Source organism: Bradyrhizobium sp. USDA 241 (genome assembly GCF_049739505.1).
Taxonomy (GTDB): Bacteria; Pseudomonadota; Alphaproteobacteria; order Rhizobiales; family Xanthobacteraceae; genus Bradyrhizobium; species Bradyrhizobium liaoningense.
Window position 1 is genome coordinate 498,227 of sequence record NZ_JBMGPZ010000002.1, and the last position, 18,667, is coordinate 516,893.

Consider the following 18,667-nt stretch of genomic DNA (forward strand, 5'->3'; position numbering starts at 1 on the left):
TCAAAACGGAGACAACCATGTCACGCATCATCAGCCACTCGCCCACCTCACCTATCGCGCTGAGCCGCACCATCAGCTGGCGCGACCAGTCTGAACGCCTGCTCGCCTACGCCGAACCGGTCAGCCGGATCGGTCTCTATGCATCGCTTGCAATCATCTATGCCTGGTTCGGCGGGATGAAGTTCACCGACTACGAAGCACAGGGGCTGGTGCCTCTGGTGGAGAACAGCCCACTGTTGCGCTGGTTCTACGCGCTGTTTTCGGTCCGCGGCTTCTCGACCTTTCTCGGCTTAGTCGAACTGAGCATCGGGCTTCTGATCGCGCTCCGGCTGTCCAGTCCGATCTATTCCGCGGCCGGCGGGCTTTTGTCGGCGGGGCTGTTCGTCACCACGCTGAGCTTCATGATCTCGACGCCCGGCGTCGTCGTGCCGGAACTCGGGGCGCCCGCGATCACGGTCGCTCCGGGGCAGTTCCTGCTGAAGGACGTCGGCCTGTTCGCCGCCTCCTTCTGGGTGTTCACGGACTCGCTGAAGGCCGCCATCCGCAGGTGAGAACTCACCCCACAGCGCAACAGACACGAATTCGAAAACAGGAGACCCTCCATGAAAGTGCCATTCATCTTCGGGGCGGCTTTCGCTGCCATTGCCATTGCGGGTGCGGCGCCCAGCGCCGCCCACGGCATCGGCGAAACGGTCACGCCGCACTTCGAGCAATCGATCCCCAATATCCCGGGCAAGTCAGTCGTCGCCCTGGTTGTGAACTACGCACCTGGCGGAGCGTCGCCTTCGCACATCCACGCCAAGTCGGCCTTCATCTTCGGCTACGTGCTGTCAGGCGCAATCGAATCTCAGGTGAACGACGGACCCAGACGGGTCTACCGCACCGGTGAGAGCTTTTACGAGCCGCCGGGCTCCCGTCATCCCGTCAGCCGCAATGCGAGCCGGTCCAAACCCGCAAGCCTGCTCGCAGTGTTCGTCGTCGACAGCAGCGAGAAGGATCTGACCACTGCCGTCCAGCAGGGTCACCGTCAAGGAGAGAAACATGAGTAAGCGTCTCGACTACAACCAGGTCGCGCCGGCAGGCATCAAGGCGCTCGGCGGCGTCTACGGCTACGTCCTGCAGAGCCGGCTCTCCGCCACGCTGATCGAGCTGGTTTATCTGCGGATCTCTCAGATCAACAACTGCGCCTACTGCCTGGACATGCACACCCGCGACCTGCTCAAGAAGGGAGAAAAGGTCGAGAAGATCGCGCTGCTGCAGGCATGGCGCGAGGCCGGCAATCTCTTCGACGACCGCGAACGGGCTGCCCTGGCCTGGGCGGAAACGGTGACACGGGTTGCCGAGACGGGCGTGCCCGACGAGGCATACCAAGCCGTACGCGCCGTGTTCGAGGAGCGTGAGCTTGTGGACCTCACGATCGCCATCAGCCTGATGAATGCCTACAACCGCATGGCCATCAGCTTTCGCGCAACACCTGCCGCAGTGGCCGCCGCCTGATCGACACTCGCGCAACGTCGCGCACAACCGAAAGGCCATTCACATGAAGAGATATGGAATCATCGTTGCGGCGGCGCTGATCGCCGCAACCGGCCTGACTTCGCTCGCCGCCCGATCCGAAGAGCCACGGCTGGGAGACATCAAGCGCACACATCTCATGAAGGAAGCTCTGAGCGTCCCCGGACGCGAGGTCGTCCAGGTCCGCGTCGATTTTCCTCCGGGCGTTGTCGCCGTCAGGCACAGTCACCCGGGCGAAGAGCTCGTCTATATGATCGAAGGCGAGCTGGAGTATCGGCTCGACGGCAGGCCGCCGGTGATCCTGAAGGCCGGCGACGTGCTGCTCATTCCTCACGGAGTGCATCACGCGGTGACGAACGTCGGCAGCGGCAACGCGGCGGAGCTTGCGACCTACATTGTCGAGACAGGCAAGCCGCTGTTGACGCTCGGCAGGTGAGCCGCTTCTAACGCTTGGTCCAGTCGATCACGCGGCCTGGGTCGGCATCGAACTCCATGCTGCAGAACGTGCCGCCCTGGAAATAATCGCCGACCGGGTCCGGCTTCAGCTTGGCCTGCTCCGCCATCGCGTGCTCACGGAAATCTTCGGCGCGGCCGGTCGGGCGATAGCCGAGCTCGTAGGCGCGGTGATTGTCCCACCAGGCACGCTCGTTGAAAGAGGCACCGTAGAAGACCTCGAAATGGATGTCGGGATGTTCGAGCCCGATGCGGCAGAGCTGCACCAGATCATCGGGCTTGAGCCAGATCGCGAGCCGACGCTGGTCGAGCGGCATGTCGCCGAAATTGCCGATGCGCAGGCACGTCACCTTCAGCCCGTGCTTGTCGGCGTAGAGCGCGCCGACGGCCTCGCCGAACACCTTGCTGACGCCGTAGCGGCTGTCGGGCCGCGCGGTGACGTCCGTGCCGATCCTGTGGTGGCGCGGATAGAAGCCGACGGCGTGGTTCGACGAGGCGAACACCACGCGCTTGACGCCCGTGCGATAAGCGGCCTCGAACAGATTGTAGCCGCCGATGATGTTGGCCTGGAGGATTTGGTCCCAGGTGCCTTCGACCGAATAGCCGCCGAAATGGAGGATGCCGTCGACGCCCTCGCAAATCGCCTCGCACTGCGCGAGATCGGCGAGGTCCGCCGCCTTGAACGTTTCGTTGGCTCCGAGATCGGCGGGTGGCTTGATATCGGACAGCAGCAGATCCGGATAGATCTGCGGCAGCAGTTTGCGCAGGCGCGTTCCGATTCCGCCCGAAGCTCCCGTCATCAAGATGCGCGGCATATTTTTCCCTCATCTCTAGCGGCCGATTTGCGGCCATGGATATCTGATGCTAGCAGACTTGGACAGAGGGAACGCAACGACGAGAACCGTACATGAACGATGCATCGTCCCATAACCAAGGCTGGCGGCCGGCGACCTATTACCCTGATCCCGCGATCAAGGCACTCGATCCCCGCTTCGAAAAATACTGGCTGAAACTTTCGGCGGTGGAGCGGCTGGCGACCGGCTTGCGCTGGGCCGAGGGTCCGGTGTGGTTCGGCGACGGGCGCTATCTGCTCTGCAGCGACATTCCGAACCAGCGCATCCTCAAATGGGAGGAAGAGACCGGCGCCGTCAGCGTGTTCCGCAAGCCCTCGAACTTCGCCAATGGCAACACCCGCGACCGGCAGGGGCGGCTCATCACCTGCGAGCATGGCGGGCGGCGCGTTGTCCGCACCGAGTATGACGGTAGCATCACCGTGCTGATCGACTCGTTCGACGGCAAGCGGCTCAACTCGCCGAACGACGTCGTGGTGAAGTCCGACGGCTCGATCTGGTTCACCGATCCCACCTTCGGCCTGCTCGGCAATTACGAGGGCTACACGGCAGAACCCGAGATCGAGCCGAACGTCTACCGGCTCGATCCCGCGACCGGCAGGGCGACGATCGTCGCCGAAGGCGTGCTCGGTCCGAACGGGCTGTGCTTCTCGCCGGACGAGAAGATCCTCTACGTCGTGGAGTCACGCGGGGTGCCGAACCGCAAGATCCTCGCCTATGACGTCTCGGCCGACGGCACCACGATTTCCAGCAAGCGCGTCCACATCGATGCAGGTCCCGGCACGCCCGACGGCATGCGCTGCGACATCGACGGCAATCTCTGGTGCGGCTGGGGCATGGGCGATCCCGAGCTCGACGGCGTCGTGGTGTTCGCGCCCGACGGCGTCATGATCGGCCGCATCGCGCTGCCCGAACGCTGCGCCAATCTCTGCTTCGGCGGCGTCAAGCGCAACCGCCTGTTCATGGCCGCGAGCCAGTCGATCTACGCGCTGTATGTCAACACGCAGGGCGCGGTGGGGGGATAGGCGCTCCGCAAAGGAGGTCTCGTAGGGTGGGCAAAGCGAAGCGTGCCCACCACTTCTGAATGGTGGGCACGTCGCGCGAAGCGCGCGCCTTTGCCCACCCTACGAGATCTGTATGTGAATACGCCGGGCGCGGTGGGAGGATAGGCGCTCCTCTCTCCTCCGTCATTGCGAGGAGCTCTTGCGACGAAGCAATCCAGGCTGTTTTTGCGGAGGGACTCTGGATTGCTTCGCTTCGCTCGCATGACGACGGCGCAAAACAAAAACGCCGGAGCAGTTTCCCGCTCCGGCGTCATGTTGGTTCACGCGACTATGCTTACGCCGCGTTGAAGCCGGCAACGGCCTTCACTTCGAGGAAATCCTCGAGACCGAACTTGCCCCACTCACGGCCGTTGCCCGACTGCTTGTAGCCGCCGAACGGAGCGGTGCGGTCGTTGGGCACGCCCTGGAGGTTGACGTTGCCGGCACGGATCTGGCGGCCGACACGTTTGGCGTCCTCGACGGTCGCACCCGTGACGTATCCGGCGAGGCCGTAGGGCGTGTCGTTGGCAATCTGCACGGCGTCGGCTTCGTCCTTGGCGCCGATGATGGTCAGCACCGGTCCGAAAATCTCTTCGCGGGCGATGGTCATGTCAGGAGTGACGTCGGCGAAGATGGTCGGACGGACGTAGAAGCCCTTGTTGACACCCTCGGGCAGGCCCGGGCCGCCGGCGACGAGGGTAGCGCCCTCGTCGATGCCCTTCTTGATCAGGCCCTGGATCTTGTCCCACTGGCCGCGGTTGACGACCGGGCCGATGGTGGTGCCTTCGGCGCGGGGATCGCCGGCCTTGGTCTTGTCGGCCACGGCCTTCGCGATCGCGGCGACTTCCTTCATCTTCGACAGCGGCACGATCATGCGCGAGGGCGCGTTGCAGGACTGGCCGGAGTTGTTGAACATGTGCATCACGCCGCCGGTCACCGCCTTCTGCAGGTCGGCGCCTTCGAGGATGACGTTCGGCGACTTGCCGCCGAGCTCCTGGCTGACGCGCTTCACGGTCGGTGCCGCGCGCTTGGCCACGTCGATGCCGGCGCGGGTCGAGCCGGTGAAGGAGATCATGTCGATGTCGGGGTGCTCGCTCATGGCGGCGCCGACCTCGGGGCCGAGACCGTTGACGAGGTTGAACACGCCTTTGGGCACACCGGCTTCATGGAGGATTTCCGCGAAGATCAGCGCCGAGGTCGGGGTGAATTCCGACGGCTTGAGGATCATGGTGCAGCCGGCGGCGAGCGCGGGCGCGACCTTGCAGGCGATCTGGTTCAGCGGCCAGTTCCAGGGCGTGATCATGCCGACCACGCCGATCGGCTCGCGCAGCACCATGGCGGTGCCGACCGGCTCCTCGAAATGATAGTTCTTGAGCACGTCGAGCGTGGTCATGAGATGGCCGAGGCCGGCGCCGGCTTGGAGCTTTTCCGCCATCGGCAGCGGCGCGCCCATCTCGTCGGAGACAGCAGCGCCGATCTCCTTGAGACGGCCCTTGTAGACCTCGATGACCTTCGACAGCAGCGCAACGCGCTCCTCGCGGCTGGTCTGGGAGAAGGTGGCAAAAGCGCGCTTGGCGGCGGCGACGGCCTTGTCCACGTCGGCCTTGGAGCCCAGCGCAACCTCGTACATCGCCTCTTCCGTCGCCGGATTGACCACGGCGGTGGACTTCTTGACGGCGGGATCGACCCAGGCGCCGTCGATGTAGAATTGCATGCGATTGACCATCGTTAACCTCTTCTTGGGGCTTGGAGGGGGCGTTTCGGCAGGCATCCTTGCACGAAAGCGCCGGCAATTGAACCCGCCATATGCGGGGCCAGCGTTGCGGCGAGCGGAGGCTATATGAGCCGATGGCGGGAACGTGGCAAGATTCTCTCAGCAGTCATTCCGGGGCGATGCGAAGCATCGAACCCGGAATCTCGAGATTCCGGGTTCGGCCCTCCGAGCCGCCCCGGAATGACACCGTGGTTACCTCGATTACACCGCCATCTTCCGGTGCAGCACCGGCGCACCGGTGGTGAGGCTTTCGGCCGCATCGATGATGGCGTTGGCGTCGATGCCGTAGTGCCGATAAAGGTCCGCGATGCTGCCGGTCTGGCCGAACTGCTCGACGCCGAGCGCCTCGACGCGGTGGCCGCGGACGCTGCCGAGCCAGCCGAGCGCGGCAGGATGGCCGTCGATCACGGTCACGATGCCGCAGTCGCGCGGCAGCGGCGCCAGCAGCTTCTCGATGTGGCTGAGATGCTGGACGCCGCGGCGGTCGCGCCGCAATTTCCGCGCGGCGGTCCAACCGGCGTGGAGACGATCCGCCGAGGTGATCGCGAGCAGGCCGACGTCGCGGCGGCTCTCACCGATGAAGCCGGTGGCCTCGATCGCTTCCGGCGCGACTGCGCCGGTATAGGCGATCACGACTTCGGCATTCGGGCCCGGCTTGCGCAGCCAATAGGCACCGTCGGTGATGCCCTGCCCCAGTTCCGGCGTCATGATGCGCTGCGCCTGCTCGATGCTGCGCGTGGAAAGCCGCAAATAAACCGACCCGCCCTCGCCCGCCTCGCGCTGCATGTGCTCAAAACCGAACGCCATGATCACCGCGAGCTCGTCGACAAAGGCCGGCTCAAATGAAGCCAGGCCATCCTGCGCCATGCCGATCAGCGGCGTCGCGATCGACTGGTGCGCGCCGCCCTCCGGCGCGAGCGTGATGCCGGACGGCGTCGCCGCCACCATGAAGCGGGCATCCTGATAGCAGGCATAGTTCAGCGCATCGAGGCCGCGCTCGATGAAGGGATCGTAGAGCGTGCCGACCGGCAGCAGCCGCTCGCCGTTGATCTGGTGCGACAGGCCGAGCGCGGAGAGCATGATGAACAGGTTCATCTCGGCAATGCCGAGCTCGAGATGCTGGCCCTTGGGCGAGGCGTCCCAATTGTAGGTCGAGGGAATTTTCTCGCTGCGGAATAAGTCCGCCTTCTCGGCGCGCGCGAACAGCCCGCGGCGGTTGACCCAAGGGCCGAGATTGGTCGAGACGGTGACGTCGGGCGATGTCGTGACGATGCGCTTTGCCAGTTCGCCGTCGCTGCGCGCGATCTCGTTGAGCACGAGGCCAAAGCCCTGCTGGGTCGACATCTGCGGCGACGGCTTGAAGGCGAGTTGCTGGGGCACCTCGACGACGGGAGCCGTCAGCCGGCGGCCGTCCTGGTTGAACGGCACCCGTGCAAGGAAAGCTTCGAGTTCGTCCGCATCCTGCGCCAGCCCTTCGAACTTGTCCCATTCGTGTCCGGGCCGGATGTTCTGGCTGTCGCGATATTTCTCCATCTGCGCGACCGTCATCAGGCCGGCGTGGTTGTCCTTGTGGCCCTGGAACGGCAGGCCGACGCCCTTGATGGTGTAGGCGATGAAGCAGACCGGGCGATCGTGATCGATGGAGTCGAACGCCTCCAGCATGCTCGCCATGTCGTGGCCACCGAGATTCGACATCAGCGCCAGCAGCTCCTCGTCGCTGCGCCTGTCGATCAGCTTCGTGATCGGGCCCTGGTCGCCGATCTCGTCGTGCAGATGCTTGCGGAAGGCCGCACCGCCCTGGAAGCACAGCGCCGCGTAGAGCGCGTTCGGGCAGTTGTCGATCCAGCGCTTCAAGGCTTCGCCGCCTGCTTCCGCAAAGGCCTCGCGCATCAGGCGGCCGTACTTCACGATCACCACGTCCCAGCCGAAATTGCGGAACATGGTCTCGAACTTTTCCCAGAGCCCTTCGCGGACGACGGCGTCGAGCGACTGCCTGTTGTAGTCGACCACCCACCAGGTGTTGCGCAGGCCGTGCTTCCAGCCCTCTGCCAGAGCCTCGAAGATGTTGCCCTCGTCCATCTCGGCGTCACCGACGAGGGCGATCATCCGGCCTTCGCGGCGGTCCTTCATCCAGCCATGCGCCTTGACGTAGTCCTGCACCAGCGAAGAGAACAGCGTCTGCGCGACGCCGAGGCCGACCGAGCCGGTGGAGAAATCGACGTCGTCGACGTCCTTGGTGCGCGACGGATAGGACTGCGCGCCCTTGAAGCCGCGAAAATTCTCCAGCTTCTCACGGGTCTGGCGGCCGAACAGATACTGGATGGCGTGGAACACCGGGCTCGCATGCGGCTTCACCGCGACGCGGTCCTCCGGCCGCAGCACGTGGAAGTACAGCGCGGACATGATGGTCGCGAGCGAGGCGGAGGAGGCCTGGTGGCCGCCGACCTTGAGGCCGTCCGCATTGGCGCGGATGTGGTTGGCGTGGTGGATGGTCCAGGACGATAGCCACAGCGCCTTGCGGGCAAGCGCGGTCAGGGTGTCGAGGCGAGCGGGATCAACGGGCATGGCGATGCTCCGGGAAATAAGCACCGATCATACCCCTGCGGGCCGCGCCAAACTTCTCAATTTTTCGCGCCATACCGGTCAAGATTGGGATATTTTACCAATCAGACGCCTCCTGACCCAGGTTACATCCCAATGCCAGAGCTCGACGCCATCGACCGAAAAATCCTCAGCCATCTCCAGAACGACAGCCGGATGACCATGCAGGAGCTAGCCGACAAGGTCGGGCTCTCGGTCTCGCCCTGCCACCGCAGGGTCAAGCTGTTGGAGGAGCGCGGCGTGATCTCGCGCTATATCGCGACCGTGGACCAGAAGGCGCTGGGGCTGCATGTCAGCGTCTTCATCTCGATCAAGCTGGCGCGGCAGAAGGAGGAGGACCTCAATCGCTTCGCCCGCGCGATCTCGAAATGGGACGAGGTGCTGGAATGCTATCTGATGACCGGCAACCGCGACTATCTGCTCCGCGTCGTCGCCGCCGACCTCGCCTCCTACGAGACGTTCCTCAAGACCAAGCTCACCCGGCTCGACGGCATCGCCTCGATCGAGTCGAGCTTTGCGCTGAGCCAGGTGAAGTATTCGATCGCACTGCCGGAGTGACCTGCGTCGGCGGGATCGCATGTCACATGGACGCAACAAACCCCGCCGATGGTCGTTGTGACTGGTATCCGAGCCGAGAGAAGCACCCATGACCGCAGCCGATCGCAAATCCGAGATCTCCAAGCGCGAGCGCATCATCCAGGAAATGGCCGACGATCTCGACGAGGAACTGGAGATGGAGCTGGATGATGCCCGTCTCGACGAGCTCCTTGACGAGGCCGGAACGCTGAAACCGACGGTCGATCGCAGGCTCTATTTCCGGGAACTGCTTCGCCTCCAGGGCGAGCTCGTCAAGCTCCAGGACTGGGTGCAGAGCGAGAAGAAGAAGGTCGTGGTGCTGTTCGAGGGCCGCGACTCCGCCGGCAAGGGCGGCGTGATCAAGCGCATCACCCAGCGGCTCAATCCCCGCATCTGCCGCGTCGCGGCGCTTCCGGCGCCGAGCGAGCGCGAGCGAACGCAATGGTACTTCCAGCGCTACGTCGCGCACCTGCCGGCCGGCGGCGAGATCGTGCTGTTCGACCGTAGCTGGTACAACCGCGCCGGCGTCGAGCGCGTGATGGGCTTCTGCTCGGAGGACGAGTATCAGGAGTTCTTCAAGTCAGTGCCGGAATTCGAGCGCATGCTGATCCGCTCCGGCATCATCCTGGTCAAGTACTGGTTCTCGATCACCGACGACGAGCAGCAGTTCCGCTTCACCATGCGGATCAAGGATCCCTTGAAGCAGTGGAAGCTGAGCCCAATGGACGTCGAATCCCGCAGTCGCTGGGAGGCGTACACCAAGGCCAAGGAGACGATGCTGGAGCACACGCATCTGCCGGATAGCCCATGGTGGATCGTCGATGCCGTGGACAAGAAACGCGCCCGGCTCAACTGCATCGCGCATCTATTGACCCAGATCCCGTACCAGGAGGTCGCGCGGGCTCTGGTGAGGCTGCCGCCGCGCGTGCGCAACCCCGACTATCAGCGAGGCCCGGTCCCGCCGGAGATGTACGTGCCGGCGAAATATTGACGGTGGTCTCGCAGGGTGGGCAAAGGCGCGTAGCGCCATGCCCACCCTGCGTCCGCGTTTGTGGTGAGAATGGTGGGCACGCTACTGCTTTGCCGACCCTACGTGGCCGTTACCGCCACGGCTGCACGATGATCTTGGTATGCATCTCGGGATTGGCGAGATCGGCGAACGCCTTGGCGACACCGTCGATGCCGACCTCGGCGGTCACCATCGCCGCGGCGTCCACCAGCCCTTCCGCGATCAGGCGCAGTGAGCCTGCGAATTCGTCCGGCGTGTAGCCGAGCACGTACTGGACGCTCAGCTCCTTCATGATGCCGAGCATGGGCTCGCTTCTATCGCTCTCCATGCAGACGCCGACCACCACGATCTTGGCATCGCGTGGCGCGCCTTCGAACACCTGCTGCAGCAGGCCGGGCACGCCGACACATTCGAAGATGACCGCGGGCTTCAGCGCCGGCAGCATGGCCCGGAACGGTGGTCGCGCCGCCTTCTCCGCTTCCGACATCTGCGCGTGCGCGGCCCAGGTCGCATAGGGCTGCGATACCCTGGGATCGACGATGACGTCGGCGCCCAGCCTCGCCGCAAGCGCGCGCCGGGCCGGCGAATAGTCCGCGGCGACGATCGGGTGCAAGCCCCTAAGCTTCAGCGCGGCGATCACCGCGAGGCCGACCGGGCCGCAGCCGATCACGAGCGGCACCTCGCCGCCGCTGATATTGGCTTTCGCCACGGCGTGGACCCCGACCGCCAGCGGCTCGGTGAGCGCGGCATGCTCGGGCGCAAGCCCGTTGGGCACCTCAAGCAGCAGCGCCTCGCTCAGCAGCATCGCCTCGGCATAGCCGCCGACATTGTCGTTGGAATAGCCGATGCCTTCGATACCCTGCGGCGTCAGCAGCGCCGGCAGCGAGCAGACGCGGGTGCCGGGCTTGAGCTTGCGTTCGGTGCCGGTGCCGTAGTCGACGATTTCGCAGCAGAACTCGTGGCCGAACACGACGTCACGGGAGAGATCCATCGGCTTGCGCCCGACCTTCCGTGCCATCTCGACCATGCGATGGGCGTGCTGGCGCGCGTGCAGATCGGAGCCGCAGATGCCGCAGGCAAGCGTCCTGACCAGCACCTGGCCGGGGCCCGGCTTCGGCTCGGCGATCCGGTCGACGACGATCTCTCCGTTCCTGAAAATCGCGGCCCGCATCCGGCTCCTCCCGTATTGTTTGGAGCGCTGATACCACGAAGCACGAGAAGCGAACTTGCGTCAGGCGTTCGGGGAACGCTCTTCCAGTACCAGGAGCTGGGCGCGGCGGACACGCTCGCGATGGGCGATGTAGAGGCCGCTGGCCACGATGAAGGCCGCGCCGGTGATGGTGAAGACATCGGGCACTTCGCCGAAGATGAAGAAGCCCAGAATGCTGACCCAGAGCAGCTGCGTATAGGAGAACGGCGCCAGCACCGAGGCATCGCCGTAGCGATAGGCCAGCACGACGATCCACTGGCCTGCGGTCGAGGCGACGCCGATGAAGATGCCGAGCGCGATCGCGGTCCAGGATGGCGTGACCCAGACGAACGGCACCAGCGCGGTGAGGATCGCAAGGCCCGTCAGCGAGGAATACGCCATGGTGGTGACGACGGCCTCGCGTCCGCTCATCATGCGTGTCAGGATCAGGGTGCCGGCCCAGCACGCGGCCGAGACCAACGGAAAGAACGCGGCGGGGTGAAATGCGCTGGTGCCCGGGCGCAGGATGATCAGCACGCCGATGAGGCCGAGCGCGGTCGCGAGCCAGCGGCGCATGCCGACCTTCTCGCCGAGGAAGACGATCGAAAGCGCAGTGACGAACAGCGGTGCAACGAAGCCGGTGGCCGATGCCTCCGCGATCGGCAGGAAGCCGAGGCCCGTGATGAAGAACAGCGAGGAGCCGAGCAGCGCCGCCCCGCGCATCACGTGAAGGCCGGGACGCTTGGTGCGCATCGCATAGAGCGGCGAGGCCGGCAGCATCACCGGCGTGAACAGCAGCGTGAAGGTGAGGAAGCGGATCCAGGTGATCTCGATCGAAGGCAGGCTGGCCGCCAGATACTTCGCGGTGACGTCGGAGCAGCCGAGAAACACCGTCGAGAGCAGGATCAGTGCGATGCCCTTGAAGGGATGATCGACGCGCGCAGGCGCGCGGCGAGCCTGCTGCTTCTTCTCCGGCGCGGGCATGGGGATACTGTCGAGCCTTGCGGCTGCGGCGGGCGGCGGTGTCACGGCTGGAACCCGGGCAAAATGCGAATCGAGAACGGCCGTAAAAAACGACAAATGCGCCCCGTTCACAACTTCCGAAAACAGGATGCCGATATGCGCGGGCCGCCGCGCGCGTCAATGCTCCGTTAATATTGCCCGTTGTGCACTACAGCATGGGAAGGCTGCGCGGCTTCGGCCCGCGGGGAAACGCTGCGTCCAGCGCGGCAATCTCGTCCTTCGTCAGCACGAGGTCGCCTGCCGCCGCATTCTCGCCGGCATGTTCCGCAGACGAGGCCTTCGGAATCACGAACACCGTAGTCGCACGGGTGAGAAAGCTCAGCGCGACCTGACGCGGCGTCGCGCGACGCGTCTCCGCGATGCGCGCCAGCACCGCGCCGCCCTTGCTGCTGCTCGCCGGGAAATCGTCGTGCCCGAACGGCGAATAGGCAACGACGGCGACACCGTGCCGCTCGCACCACGGGATCACCGCATGCTCGATCGCGCGCTCCTTCAGATGATAGAGCACCTGGTTGCACGCGATCCGGCCCTCGCCCGCAACGTCGAGAATTTCGTCGAGATCGTCCGCGTCGAAATTGGAGACGCCCCAGGATTTGATCTTGCCTGATTTCACCAGTTCCTCGAACGCAGCGACGGTGTCCTCCAGTGGATAGGAGCCGCGCCAATGCAGGAGATAGCAGTCGAGCCGGTCGGTCTTGAGCCGCTTCAGCGAGCGCTCGCAAGCGGTGATGGTTCCGCGGCGCGAGGCGTTGCTGGGCAGCACCTTCGAAACGAGGAACACCTCGTCGCGCCGGCTCGCGATCGCATCCGCGATGACGAGTTCGGCATCGCCATACATCTCGGCGGTGTCGACATGGGTCATGCCGAGATCGAGCCCGCGCTGAAGCGCCGCGATCGCGCGCTTGCGGTCGCCGTGGTCGAGATACCAGGTGCCCTGCCCGATGACGGAGACGTTGGCGCCAGTCTGGCCGAAGGGATGTGTCTTCATGTTTACTCCTTCAGATGCTCTACAGCATGATCCGGAAAAGTGTGCAGCGGTTTTCCGAAAAGATCATGCTCAAACAATGACCCAAAGCGCGATGACGATTCATCCAATCGCATCGCGCTTTAGAGATCACTGATGTCGGCAACCAGCACGCTGCCCGTCGCCGACTCCGTGATATAGAGCCGATCCTTCTTCGCGCCACCGATCGCGACATTGGTGCAGTTCGGCCCCGCGCAGGACTTGATCCGCGCGATCAGTTCGCCGTTGGGCGCGAACACGAAGACGTGGCCGAGCGAGGCATGACCGACGAACAGGCGGCCTTTGGCATCCATGGTCATGCCGTCAGGACCGCTGGTGCCGAACAGCGAGCAGAAGCGGCCGACCTTGGACACGCTGCCGTCCTTCATGAAGGGCAACCGCCACACCGCGTTGTCGCGCGTCATCGCGACGAACAGCACGGTCTCGGTCGGGTCGAGCACGAGACCATTCGGGCTGATGCCCGTATCGATCAGGCAATCGAGCCGGCCATTCGACGCGAGACGATGGACCCGGCCGCTGGGGTCGTGCAGGCCGGTCTGGCCCTGATCGGTGAAATAGACGTCGCCATTGCTGGCGAGGTGGAGATCGTTGCAGCCGCGGAACGATTCCGAATTGCGCGCAGTCAGCACCGGCTTGATCCGCCCGGCCTTTGCATCGAGCTCCATGAGGCCGTGCATGTAGTCGGCAACGAGGATGCGGCCGTCGGATGCGATCTTCAGCCCGTTCGGCCAGCCCTCGTATTCGATGACCTGCGACCACTCGCCGTCACGCGCGATACGAAAGATGCGGCCGAACGGAATGTCGACGATGTAGAGGTTGCCGTCGGCATCCGACGACGGCCCTTCGATGAAGCTGTCGGTGGCAATGCCCGGCCGGTTGGCATCGGCCCAATCCGTCCGCACGCCCTTGCGGCGGAACTTGTCGGGCATTGCGGAGAAGACTTTTGTCTCGATCAGGCGGGGCGGCGTTTCCAGGTACATCATTGTTGTTGTGATTGCAGAGGGGGAGCGCGGCAGCATAGGGCACAATCGACGGCGCGTCGATTGGCGTGGGCGGCATGGCGCCTCGCCCTCATTGTCATTCCCCGCGAAAGCGGGGAATCCAGTACACCGCGGCCTCACCGCTTAATCAAAAGTGTCTCGGCGTACTGGATCGCCCGGTCAAGCCGGGCGATGACATCGAATGTCGGCGACGCCCCAGAAAAGCAGCCCTACCCCGCCGCGCCAGCGACCTTCACCTGCTTTGCCGGCACCGCCGCGGTCGTCGCGATCAGGCGCTTCATCTCGGGGATGCAGGAGCCGCAATTGGTGCCGGCCTTGAGCTTGGCGCCGATCTCGGCGGCGGTGCGTGCGCCGCCAGCTATGGTGTCGCAGATGGTGCCGCGGCCGACGCCGAAGCAGGCGCAGACGATCGGGCCGGTCGAAGCGGCGCCCTCTATCGACTTGCCGGACAGCAGCATGCGGCGCTGCTCGTCGGTCACCTGGTCGGCGGCGAATGCATTCTTCACCACCTCCCAATCGCCGGCATCGTGCGCGGGTCCGACGAACAGGCAGGTCTCGATACGGTCGCCTGCGAACGAGGCGGCGCGATAGACCCCGCCGCCGAAGTCGCGGTACTCGGCAACGTCCTCGCCCGCGACGTTCTCGAGCCAGGCGGGCCAGCGCGAAAGATCGCCGTTGTCCGCGAAGAGATAGCCGAAGCCGCCGGCGACCGTGACGCGGGTCCACAACAGGTTCTCCGGCAGGTCGATCTGCTTTCGCGACAGCGCGAAGCCGCGGAAGACGAATTCGTAAGGAGCGATCGCGGCCGGTGTCGCCTTCGTCTCCGGCTGGCCCGAGAACGGATCAGTGAAGGACTGCACCAGCGCGCCAACGCGGCCGTGCGAGGTGTTCGTCGCGCTCCAGTGGATCGGCACGAACAGGCTGCCGCGCTGCTGCCGTTCACTGACGACGGCCTTCAGGATGCACTGGCCATAATCGGTGGTGATGCGGGCATAGCCGTCATGGACGATGCCGTATTTGCTGGCGTCATCGGGATGAATCTCGACGAAGGGCTCCGGCAAATGCGCGCCCAGCCGTTGGCTCAGCCCCGTGCGCGTCATGGTGTGCCACTGGTCGCGGATGCGCCCGGTGTTGAGCCGCAAGGGGCGCGACGGACCGGTCTCGCCGCGCAGCGCCGGCACCTCCGGCGCGACGAAGCGGCCCTTGCCGTCATTGGTAATGAACCCGCCGCTCGCAAAGAAGCGCTCGCCGGGGGGCTGCCCGTCGCGCGCGGGCCATTGCACCGGCTTCAAGGCGTCGAACGCTTCGTCGGACACCGAACTCAGCGCGCCGATATCGAAATCGCGGCTGCCATTGTTCTCGAAGGCCGAGAGTGCGGCGTGCTCGCGGAAGATATCGGCGGCGGATTTGTAGTTGAAGCTGTCGCCGAAACCGAAACGTTTTGCGATCTCGCTGAGAATCCACCAATCGGGGCGCGCCTCGCCCGGCGCCGGCAGGAAGGCGCGCTGGCGCGAGATGCGCCGCTCGGAATTGGTCACCGTGCCCGACTTCTCGCCCCAGGCCAGCGCCGGCAGCAGCACATGCGGACCGGCCTCGACCGTGTCGTTGGAGAGCACGTTCTCGGAGACCACGAACAGTTCGAGCTTCTTCAGGGCATCGCGGACCATGTCGGCATCCGGCAGCGACACCGCCGGGTTGGTGCCCATCACCCACAGCGCCTTGACCTCGCCGCGATTGATGGCCTCGAACAATTGCACCGCCTTCAGCCCCTCATGGGTGGCGATGCGCGGCGCCTTCCAGAACCGCCTGACGCGATCGATGTCGGGCGGCGTGAAACCCATATGGGCGGCAAGCATGTTGGCGAGGCCGCCGACCTCGCGACCGCCCATCGCATTGGGCTGGCCGGTGAGCGAGAACGGCGAGGCACCGGGCTTGCCGATGCGCCCCGTCGCAAGATGGCAGTTCAGGATGGCGTTGACCTTGTCGGTGCCCTGCGCCGACTGGTTGACGCCTTGCGAATAGAGCGTGACGACCTTCTCGATGTCACGGAACATCCTGAAGAAGGTGGCGACGTCCTGCTCGGAGAGGCCCGTGGCAAGCGCCGTCGCAGTGACACTGCCTGCGATGTTGCGCGCACGCGCCAGCGCGTCGTCGTATCCGCTGGTATTCTGCGCGATGTAGTCCCGATCGAGTGCGCCATTGTCGGCGAGATGAACGAGGAGGCCGGAGAACAGCGCCGTGTCGGTGCCGGGCTTGAGGCCGAGGAAGAGATCGACATCGCCGGCGGTATCGGTACGCCGCGGGTCGATCACGACCATGCGCGCGCCACGATCCTGCCGGTTCTTCAGCATGCGCTGGAACAGCACGGGATGGCACCAGGCTGCATTCGAGCCGACGAAGACGAGCAGATCGGCCTGGTCGAGATCCTCGTAGCAGCCGGGCACGGTGTCGGCGCCGAAAGCACGGCGGTGACCGGCGACCGAGGAGGACATGCAGAGCCGCGAATTGGTGTCGACATTCGCCGTGCCGACAAACCCCTTCATCAGCTTGTTGGCGACGTAATAGTCCTCCGTGAGGAGCTGGCCGGAGAGATAGAAGGCGACCGCGTCGGCGCCGTCGCGCGCCACGATGTGCTGCATGCGATGGGCGACATGATCGAGCGCATCGCTCCAGGCGACGCGCTCCAGCACGCCCTTGCAACGGATCATCGGGTAGAGCAGCCGGCCTTCGAGCCCGACGGTCTCGCCGAGCGCTGAGCCTTTTGAGCACAGCCGGCCGAAATTGGCGGGGTGGTCGGGATCACCGGCGATAGCCGCCCCGCCCTTGCCGTCGGGTGTCGCCAGCACGCCGCAGCCGACGCCGCAATAGGGGCACGTCGTCTTGGTGGTGCGGAGCGCGGGATCGATCGCCGTCATCGTCAACAAGCCTTGTCAAGCAGCCTTGGAGGGGTGCGCCAGCGCGCGGCCGAACATCATGTCTGTACGGATCGCCGCGACCTTGTCGCGACTGCGGATCAGCTCGAGATACCAGAGCGCATCGACGGTATCGCCGATCAGCACGGCGCCGGTGAGCCGGCCGTCGGCGATCACGAGCTTCTTGTAGGTGCCGCGGCTGCGGTCCGACAGCACGAGGCTCTCGCTGCCCTCCCCGCCCATGAAGTCGCCGGCGGAGAACACGCTGACGCCGGAGACCTTCAGATTGGTCGAGACCACGCTGCCCTGATAGGCGGCGGGGCGGCCGGCAAGATGCCGCGCCAGCACGCGCGCCTGCTCGTAAGCGGGTTCGACAAGGCCATAGCAGGTGCCGCGATGCTCGGCGCATTCGCCGAGCGCGAAGATGTCGGCTGAGGAGGTCTGCATGACGTCGTTGACGACGATCCCGCGATTGACCGCGATACCCGCATCTTTCGCCAGCACGACGTTCGGCTTGATGCCGGCAGCGAAAATCACGGCGTCGGCCTCGATGCGGCTGCCGTCGGCGAGCTCGACGGCCTCGACATGACCGTCGCCATGAATGCACTTCGTGCTGGCGTTGAGCAGGATGCGGATGCCCTTGCGCTCGACCAGCGTCTTGAGCAGGTCGGCCGCGGGCGGATCGAGCTGGCGCTCCATCAGCCGGTCCATTAGATGCAGCAGCGTCACCGGGGCACCGGCCTTGGCGAGACCGTAGGCCGCCTCCAGCCCGAGCAAGCCGCCGCCGACCACGACGACGCGCTTCTTCGCCGCGGCCAGCGTCAGCAGCAGGTCGACGTCGCGGGTGTCGCGAAAGGTGTGCACGCCGGCCAGATCGGCACCCGGCACGTTGAGCCGCAGCGGCGTCGAGCCGGTGGCGAGGACGAGCTTGGAGTACTCCATGCTCTCCTCGCCTTCGATCTTCAGCTCGCGGCGGCCGGTGTCGATCTCGGTGACGCGATAGCCGTAGCGCACCGTGACGCCGCGATGGCGCCACCACTCGGCCGGCCGCAGTTCGATCTCGTGCGAGCCGGTCTCGCCGGCCAGCACGGAGGAGAGCAGCACGCGGTTGTAAGCGAGCCGCGGCTCTTCGCCGATCACGGCGACGGCGTAGCGGCCGAGCGCGGTCTTCGCAAGCTCGTCGACCAGACGCGCGGCCGCCATACCGTTACCGACGATGACCAGCGGTTCACTCACGAGGCATCTCCTATTCGGCGGCCTGCGCTTGTGCGCCATAGGCCTCGGATATCATGTAGCCGGACAGCACGCCGTAGGCGTCGGTCCAGGCCTTGGCGAGTTCGGGCGTCCATGCTTCGCCGAGCCCCTTCTCCAGGGTCCACAGCAAGGTCGCGCCGACCACAGGGTAGTGCTCGGCCTTGGCGCCGTAGGCGACGTGACGCTTGGCGAGGGCGGAGGCCGCGGGAAGAATCGACTCCAGGTTCGACAGGCCGCCAACCACGGCGGCGAGCATGCCCATCAGCTTCTTGCGCTGCTCGGTCATGTCCTCGGGAAACATCGCGCGCACGGACGGCGCCACCTCGAACAGGCGATCGTAGAACAGCACCGCGGCCTGCTCCGATATCGGCGCGACCTTGGCGAAGCTCTGCTGAATGAGGGCGATCTGCTCTGGCGTCATGATGTTCTCCTGTCTGTTTCG

General features: G+C 65.1%; 17 protein-coding genes. 7 read left to right on the forward strand and 10 right to left on the reverse strand.

The features are described from left to right. The first annotated feature begins 17 nt into the window (after positions 1 to 17). The 4 genes from ABIF91_RS03180 to ABIF91_RS03195 are packed head-to-tail and all read left to right on the forward strand — an operon-like array spanning position 18 to position 1,951. Positions 18 to 551, forward strand: a complete 534-nt coding sequence (locus ABIF91_RS03180) for a YkgB family protein (protein WP_028177833.1) — start codon at positions 18 to 20, stop codon at positions 549 to 551. Positions 552 to 602: 51 nt separating this feature from the next. Further along, a complete protein-coding gene (locus ABIF91_RS03185) occupies positions 603 to 1,049 on the forward strand; it encodes a cupin domain-containing protein (RefSeq protein WP_028177832.1) in 447 nt (148 codons plus the stop codon). Then, a complete protein-coding gene (locus ABIF91_RS03190; RefSeq protein ID WP_028177831.1) occupies positions 1,042 to 1,497 on the forward strand; it encodes a carboxymuconolactone decarboxylase family protein in 456 nt (151 codons plus the stop codon). The genes ABIF91_RS03185 and ABIF91_RS03190 overlap by 8 nt, the downstream gene beginning before the upstream one ends. A gap of 43 nt (positions 1,498 to 1,540) precedes the next feature. Beyond that, positions 1,541 to 1,951, forward strand: a complete 411-nt coding sequence (locus ABIF91_RS03195; RefSeq protein ID WP_028177830.1) for a cupin domain-containing protein — start codon at positions 1,541 to 1,543, stop codon at positions 1,949 to 1,951. A 7-nt stretch (positions 1,952 to 1,958) separates the two neighbouring features. Here the strand turns inward: ABIF91_RS03195 and ABIF91_RS03200 are convergent, their stop codons facing one another. Beyond that, positions 1,959 to 2,783, reverse strand: a complete 825-nt coding sequence (locus tag ABIF91_RS03200; protein ID WP_028177829.1) for an NAD-dependent epimerase/dehydratase family protein — start codon at positions 2,781 to 2,783, stop codon at positions 1,959 to 1,961. 92 nt (positions 2,784 to 2,875) lie between these two features. On the opposite strand from ABIF91_RS03200, the gene ABIF91_RS03205 reads away from it, so the two are divergent. Beyond that, positions 2,876 to 3,844: an SMP-30/gluconolactonase/LRE family protein gene (locus ABIF91_RS03205; protein WP_028177828.1), complete on the forward strand. Its 969-nt coding sequence runs from the start codon at positions 2,876 to 2,878 to the stop codon at positions 3,842 to 3,844. A gap of 313 nt (positions 3,845 to 4,157) precedes the next feature. Here the strand turns inward: ABIF91_RS03205 and ABIF91_RS03210 are convergent, their stop codons facing one another. Both ABIF91_RS03210 and ABIF91_RS03215 read right to left on the reverse strand, forming a co-directional pair. After that, positions 4,158 to 5,588 (reverse strand): aldehyde dehydrogenase family protein, encoded by a 1,431-nt coding sequence (locus tag ABIF91_RS03210; RefSeq protein ID WP_028177827.1) that lies wholly within the window; start codon positions 5,586 to 5,588, stop codon positions 4,158 to 4,160. A 249-nt stretch (positions 5,589 to 5,837) separates the two neighbouring features. Further along, complete coding sequence (locus tag ABIF91_RS03215; RefSeq protein ID WP_028177826.1) at positions 5,838 to 8,201, reverse strand: transketolase; 2,364 nt, start codon at positions 8,199 to 8,201, stop codon at positions 5,838 to 5,840. Positions 8,202 to 8,333: 132 nt separating this feature from the next. Here ABIF91_RS03215 and ABIF91_RS03220 point away from each other — a divergent pair, with 132 nt between their 5' ends. Both ABIF91_RS03220 and ppk2 read left to right on the forward strand, forming a co-directional pair. Then, a complete protein-coding gene (locus ABIF91_RS03220) occupies positions 8,334 to 8,795 on the forward strand; it encodes an Lrp/AsnC family transcriptional regulator (protein WP_424578755.1) in 462 nt (153 codons plus the stop codon). An 88-nt stretch (positions 8,796 to 8,883) separates the two neighbouring features. Next, the gene (ppk2, locus tag ABIF91_RS03225) at positions 8,884 to 9,804 is read left to right on the forward strand and encodes a polyphosphate kinase 2 (protein ID WP_028177824.1); all 921 of its coding nucleotides are present in this window, start codon (positions 8,884 to 8,886) and stop codon (positions 9,802 to 9,804) included. A 109-nt stretch (positions 9,805 to 9,913) separates the two neighbouring features. On the opposite strand, the gene ABIF91_RS03230 is transcribed toward ppk2, so the two are convergent. The 7 genes from ABIF91_RS03230 to ABIF91_RS03260 all read right to left on the reverse strand — a co-directional run bounded on the left by ABIF91_RS03230 (position 9,914) and on the right by ABIF91_RS03260 (position 18,646). Beyond that, positions 9,914 to 10,993 (reverse strand): zinc-binding dehydrogenase, encoded by a 1,080-nt coding sequence (locus ABIF91_RS03230; RefSeq protein ID WP_028177823.1) that lies wholly within the window; start codon positions 10,991 to 10,993, stop codon positions 9,914 to 9,916. Between the two features lie 60 nt (positions 10,994 to 11,053). After that, the gene (locus ABIF91_RS03235; RefSeq protein ID WP_028177822.1) at positions 11,054 to 11,995 is read right to left on the reverse strand and encodes a DMT family transporter; all 942 of its coding nucleotides are present in this window, start codon (positions 11,993 to 11,995) and stop codon (positions 11,054 to 11,056) included. Positions 11,996 to 12,182: 187 nt separating this feature from the next. Continuing rightward, positions 12,183 to 13,022 carry an aldo/keto reductase gene (locus ABIF91_RS03240; protein ID WP_028177821.1) on the reverse strand — a complete coding sequence of 280 codons (840 nt, stop codon included), beginning with the start codon at positions 13,020 to 13,022 and terminating at the stop codon, positions 12,183 to 12,185. A gap of 119 nt (positions 13,023 to 13,141) precedes the next feature. Continuing rightward, complete coding sequence (locus ABIF91_RS03245) at positions 13,142 to 14,038, reverse strand: SMP-30/gluconolactonase/LRE family protein (RefSeq protein WP_424579076.1); 897 nt, start codon at positions 14,036 to 14,038, stop codon at positions 13,142 to 13,144. 230 nt (positions 14,039 to 14,268) lie between these two features. Next, a complete protein-coding gene (locus tag ABIF91_RS03250; protein WP_028177819.1) occupies positions 14,269 to 16,974 on the reverse strand; it encodes a nitrate reductase in 2,706 nt (901 codons plus the stop codon). A 15-nt stretch (positions 16,975 to 16,989) separates the two neighbouring features. Beyond that, positions 16,990 to 18,207: an NAD(P)/FAD-dependent oxidoreductase gene (locus tag ABIF91_RS03255; RefSeq protein WP_167332941.1), complete on the reverse strand. Its 1,218-nt coding sequence runs from the start codon at positions 18,205 to 18,207 to the stop codon at positions 16,990 to 16,992. Between the two features lie 10 nt (positions 18,208 to 18,217). After that, on the reverse strand, positions 18,218 to 18,646 hold the full coding sequence (locus tag ABIF91_RS03260) for a globin family protein (protein WP_028177818.1): 429 nt from the start codon (positions 18,644 to 18,646) through the stop codon (positions 18,218 to 18,220). Positions 18,647 to 18,667 lie beyond the last annotated feature (21 nt).